Origin of the sequence: uncultured Thiocystis sp. (assembly GCF_903866365.1) — a bacterium.
In the GTDB taxonomy this organism is placed as follows: Bacteria; Pseudomonadota; Gammaproteobacteria; order Chromatiales; family Chromatiaceae; genus Chromatium.
Genome location: NZ_CAIPNF010000128.1, coordinates 1 through 4337, shown reverse-complemented (window position 1 = coordinate 4337; position 4337 = coordinate 1). Strand labels below are relative to the sequence as shown.

At 56.6% G+C, this 4337-nt stretch carries 5 protein-coding genes; 2 read left to right on the top strand and 3 right to left on the bottom strand.

Annotation, left to right across the window (positions count from 1 at the left end; all coding sequences use genetic code 11):
* The first annotated feature begins 378 nt into the window (after positions 1–378).
* Positions 379–1689, top strand: coding sequence for a site-specific integrase (locus QZY07_RS07835; RefSeq protein ID WP_295401358.1), 1311 nt, complete (start codon positions 379–381; stop codon positions 1687–1689).
* Positions 1690–1718: 29 nt separating this feature from the next.
* Here QZY07_RS07835 and QZY07_RS07830 read toward each other — a convergent pair whose 3' ends face one another.
* The 3 genes from QZY07_RS07830 to QZY07_RS07820 all read right to left on the bottom strand — a co-directional run bounded on the left by QZY07_RS07830 (position 1719) and on the right by QZY07_RS07820 (position 3450).
* Complete coding sequence (locus QZY07_RS07830) at positions 1719–2183, bottom strand: hypothetical protein (RefSeq protein ID WP_295401356.1); 465 nt, start codon at positions 2181–2183, stop codon at positions 1719–1721.
* Positions 2180–2440, bottom strand: a complete 261-nt coding sequence (locus QZY07_RS07825) for a hypothetical protein (RefSeq protein ID WP_295401355.1) — start codon at positions 2438–2440, stop codon at positions 2180–2182. Before QZY07_RS07825 ends, QZY07_RS07830 begins: the two co-directional genes overlap by 4 nt.
* A gap of 275 nt (positions 2441–2715) precedes the next feature.
* Positions 2716–3450 (bottom strand): conjugal transfer protein TraL, encoded by a 735-nt coding sequence (locus QZY07_RS07820; protein ID WP_295401353.1) that lies wholly within the window; start codon positions 3448–3450, stop codon positions 2716–2718.
* Between the two features lie 450 nt (positions 3451–3900).
* Between QZY07_RS07820 and QZY07_RS07815 the strand changes: the two genes are divergently transcribed.
* On the top strand, positions 3901–4101 hold the full coding sequence (locus QZY07_RS07815) for a helix-turn-helix domain-containing protein (protein WP_295401351.1): 201 nt from the start codon (positions 3901–3903) through the stop codon (positions 4099–4101).
* The last annotated feature ends 236 nt before the right edge of the window (positions 4102–4337 follow it).

Below are 4337 nucleotides of genomic sequence, written 5' to 3'. Positions count from 1 at the left end.
TGCCGCAAGCTCGGGATTTCCTTCTGGGACTACCTCAATGACCGCATCGGGCAAATCGGAGACATCCCGCCCTTGCCGGAAATCGTGCGCGAACGGATCTTGGCCGCTCAGGCTGTGCCGTGAGTTATTGAGAAGTTACAAGCACATCAGCTAACCCTTCGATTTTACTACATATTTGGCGCGCCCGGAGAGATTCGAACTCCCGACCACCTGGTTCGTAGACAGGTATCAATGTTACGCTGCATTTCTTTTGAATGCGCTAAACTTCATAAAAACAATGCTTTAAGAATATCGCTCGTGCTATCTTTTACGCTCTTTCACAGTTGTTTTCACTGCACCCTGGTGACTCAATGGTGACTCATCGCGAGAAAGAGTGACATGAGACTGACCAAGCGAATCCTTGATGCGGCAACCTATCAAGGCACGAACAATTCCCGATCCGTGATCTGGGATGACGAGGTTCCTGGATTCGGACTGAGGATTTTTCCGTCCGGCAAAAAAGCGTTTCTGCTGTCCTACCGCAGCCAAGGGCGCAAGCGACTGATGACGCTGGGCGCCTACGGTGTCCTGACGCTGGATCAAGCCCGAAAAACGGCACGGGCAGAATTGGCAAAAGTGGAGACCGAGGGCGCGGATCCGGTCGAAGCGCGTCGCCAGAAAGCCGAAGAGGTGGCGTCACTCGCCAACTTCGGCGACCTCCTCGACGACTATGCCGCGACCCTCATGAATCTCGATACAGCGGCGGATGCGCGGCAGAGTTTCGGGAAAAATATCGCAACGTTCCTGCGCGGGAAACTCGCGAGAGACATCACCGTTCAAGATATCGAGAGCCTCTTGAGCAAAGTTCGAGAACGTGGCGCACTTGCCGTCGAGAGCAACCTTTTTCGATTTCTGCATGCCGCCTTCGAGATCGGCATGGGCACCGAGGATCGCCGGAAGCGATACCGCATCAACGCCAACCCTGTGACATTGGCAAGACGGCCGGATCCAAGACCGGCGGGGAACCGGGAATTATCCGCAAACGAAATCCGGGAACTTTGGCAGCGTTTGGAGACGACAGGGATGAGCCAGGAAAGCATCACCGCGTTTCGTCTGTTACTGCTGACCGGTCAGCGGGTCGAAGAAATCCTGGGTGCGCGGTGGTCGGAGATCGACCTTGAGCGTCGGGTTTTGGATATTCCAGCCGACCGACTCAAAACCGGAAATAAGACGCAACGCGGACACGTCGTGCCGTTATCGGAGATGGCGATTGCCTTGTTTGCGGCCATGCCGCGCGTAGGCCCCTGCGTCTTTCCAAAACGCGGCGATCCTCAGTGTCCAATGCCATTCCGCTCACTGTCGCAAGCGGCGGATCGTCTCTGCAATGATCCCCAGCAGCCGTTTACAAGGTTCACGCCACGCGACATCCGTCGCAGCATCAAAACGCGCATGAGCGAAATCGGCATCTTGAAAGAAATCCGCGACCGGATCCAAAATCACGCACTGCACGATGTCGCCAGCAAGCACTATGATCGCTTCGATTTTCTGCCCGACAAGCGGGCCGGGTTGGACGGTTGGCAGTGGGAATTGCGGCGGATTCTTGCGGACGCGCCACTCACGGAAGACTGGCGCAAATGGCTGCGCCGTTTTGTGAAAGAGCCCGACAATGATCTGCCTGCTCGACAACTCGCGAGACTCTTGACCCTGTAGCATCCCGCAAGACGCCAGAATCTTCCCCGCTATTGCAGCGCCGCACGAACGTTTTCCAGGATCCGGGGCGAGAGGTACAGGCCATGGAGACGGACCAGTTCCTCGACGCTGGACCACGCATCGGCGGCGGTGAGGACGCCACGCTCATGGGCCAGCAGGATGAGTCCGATCGTTCCAATGGGTTGCAGCCCCATCTGTTGTGCCTTGCGTCGGGCGAGGAGGTCGTCAAGTCCAACCAAGCCAATCCCCAAGTCCCGCGCCAACACCATGACTTCCAGTTCGCCGGCATGGAGGCTGCCAAGGGCACCACGGACGAAGGCGCTGCCGATCTCGGACAACGGCGTGATCTGGATGAACGCGGGAAGGCGCACGGTCCCGATCTCCGCGACCACCGCCGGGGGTGTCAGCGTGACCTCGAAGCAATCTCGCAGGAGGAAGAGACGGTCCACCTTGGACAGAAAGATCAGAGGGCTCGCATTGATGACCAGCGTCATGCGCGGCGTCCGAAGCCGTCGCGCACCAGGGCAAGATCCTCCAGCACGACTTGATCGTCGATGGCGAAACCGGCTCCGAAGTGCTCTTTCAAACGATAGTGAAATTCGTCGAACCCCAGCCTAGCCAGGGCGGCAGCGGCGCTGAAACTGATCTTGCGGGCCTGGTACAGACTGGCGGCAAGAAAAAAGTCCGCCGCGCCAGCCCCGAAGGGTTGCAGCACCGGATCGAATGCGAGGTTGATCTGTGGCAGGTTCATCGGTTCCTGATTCCGTTGAGTGGGCGGCGGCGGTGATTGTGCGCGGTCATTCGATGGATCGGTACGCCTCGGCGCGGTCGGTTCTCCAGCAAAGCGCCTTGTCATGGCAATTGATCGTCAAACTCTGCGGCAGTATAGACAGGTTTTTGAAGCGTTTGAGGCATAGTGTCAGCCGTCCCTTTTGAAAGAAAACCAGGACCAAATCCCAAACCACGCGCGGCACACTCTAACGGGGCGAGGATCGCTCACGAGATGTTTGAACCGTCGCTCACCTTTCAACGCTCCGCCGCAAAGATCCGATCCAACTGCACCCAGAGCGCTTCCTTGACCTTCAGCAGGCGCCTCTGCGGCATCAGAGTCAGGCGCTCGTGGGCATCCTGAAACGTCCAGCGCTGCTTCAGCATCTGCTCGACATCCTGTCCAAATGTTTGCGCCGTGTACTGCGGCAGCGTCACCCAACCGAGAAGGCGCGCGGCATGGATCCGAAAAAGCTCCATCTCCACGATGGGTTGCCGATTGAACTCCAGGCTCCCCAGGTGGGCGTTCAGCCAGATCAGCGTTGGCAGTGCCAGCGTCGTCGTGTGCTCCAGCAGCGCCTGCGTACTGTGCAACGTTTCGGCCGCATCGGGACCGCCAGCGATGACTGTATTCAGGATGACGCGCACCCCCTGACTTTGCAGCATCGCAAACAAATCGTTTTCCACTGCATACGCCATGAACGCCTGAAAACCATTGCTTCCGACATCGACGACGACATGGGTATCGGCCGGTACCGAGGCAAGCCGTTCGACCAGGTGATCGAAGGCGCGCGGGTTGACGACGTTGTCCTGCGACAGCGCGAGATAGTCGCAATTCAGCGATTCATAGCGTAAGAGCGTCGGATTGGTGGTGTCCGTATCGATGCACTGAACTTGCCGCCCGCGTTCTATGAAGTATTGCGCTAGCGTTGACGAGACATAACTTTTTCCAACCCCACCTTTCGCTTGCAGAGTGATATAAAGGAATGGCATTGCCAGAAGCCTCCTGCATAAAAATGCATTCATAATAGAGCGATCAGAGACCACAATAGCATTTTAAAAATCATCCCGCCGACCTTCTTTTCTCTGTCATCCTCGATGTCAAACACCGCTGTGACGACATGCCAAACGCCTGATCAAGGGTCGGATTCAGTGTGCGAATCTCAATCACATAAAAATAAACAATGCTTTGTAAATCAATAAAATATTCGCGTTTCTTGCCGATCTGAAAAAACATAAATACGGTCTCGATCCAGCTCACCGTTGTTTGCGTACAGACGCGCTAAAATCCGATAGGCTTGTCTCGTGTTCGATGATGTTAAGACGCTTTGACGCGACTTGCAGCAAGTGCGTGTTCATGCGCATCACACGACACATTCACGTCATCAATGCTCTCGCGAGCAATGACATCCGATTGGATCGAGACGAGAGAAGATCATACAAATGAATCATACGCCCACTCACCGCAGATTGAATGAACGTGAAGCGGCGGCGGAATTAGGGATTAGTTTTCGGACGCTACAGCAGTGGCGCGTGCGCGGGATTGGCCCGACGTATTTGAAGATCGGACGATCAGTCAGATATGACGCGGCTAGCCTGGAAATCTGGCTGGCACAACAAACTCGGACCAACACGGCAGGGTGAGGACATGAGCAGACGCCCAAGAAACGAAAACGGCCCGCCGGGCAAGGACGAGCCGCTTGCTGTTGATTCCGCGCGTCGACCGCGCGTAGAGTGTTGCCGTCCCTGGAGTGTATCAGCACTCCAGGACTAAGCTCCGACCGCTGAAGGGTCCGAGCACCGGCGCGAGTCAGTATATCGGGGGAGCCGTGCGTCCGCACGTTCCCTTGCTCGCGCTAGCGCCCGCTTCGCAGTCGGTC

What these genes read in the sequence shown, in the direction of transcription:
- QZY07_RS07835 (WP_295401358.1), top strand. Translation starts at nt 379, where the DNA reads ATGAGACTGACCAAGCGAATCCTTGATGCGGCAACCTATCAAGGCACG.
- QZY07_RS07830 (WP_295401356.1), bottom strand. Translation starts at nt 2,183, where the DNA reads ATGACGCTGGTCATCAATGCGAGCCCTCTGATCTTTCTGTCCAAGGTG.
- QZY07_RS07825 (WP_295401355.1), bottom strand. Translation starts at nt 2,440, where the DNA reads ATGAACCTGCCACAGATCAACCTCGCATTCGATCCGGTGCTGCAACCC.
- QZY07_RS07820 (WP_295401353.1), bottom strand. Translation starts at nt 3,450, where the DNA reads ATGCCATTCCTTTATATCACTCTGCAAGCGAAAGGTGGGGTTGGAAAA.
- QZY07_RS07815 (WP_295401351.1), top strand. Translation starts at nt 3,901, where the DNA reads ATGAATCATACGCCCACTCACCGCAGATTGAATGAACGTGAAGCGGCG.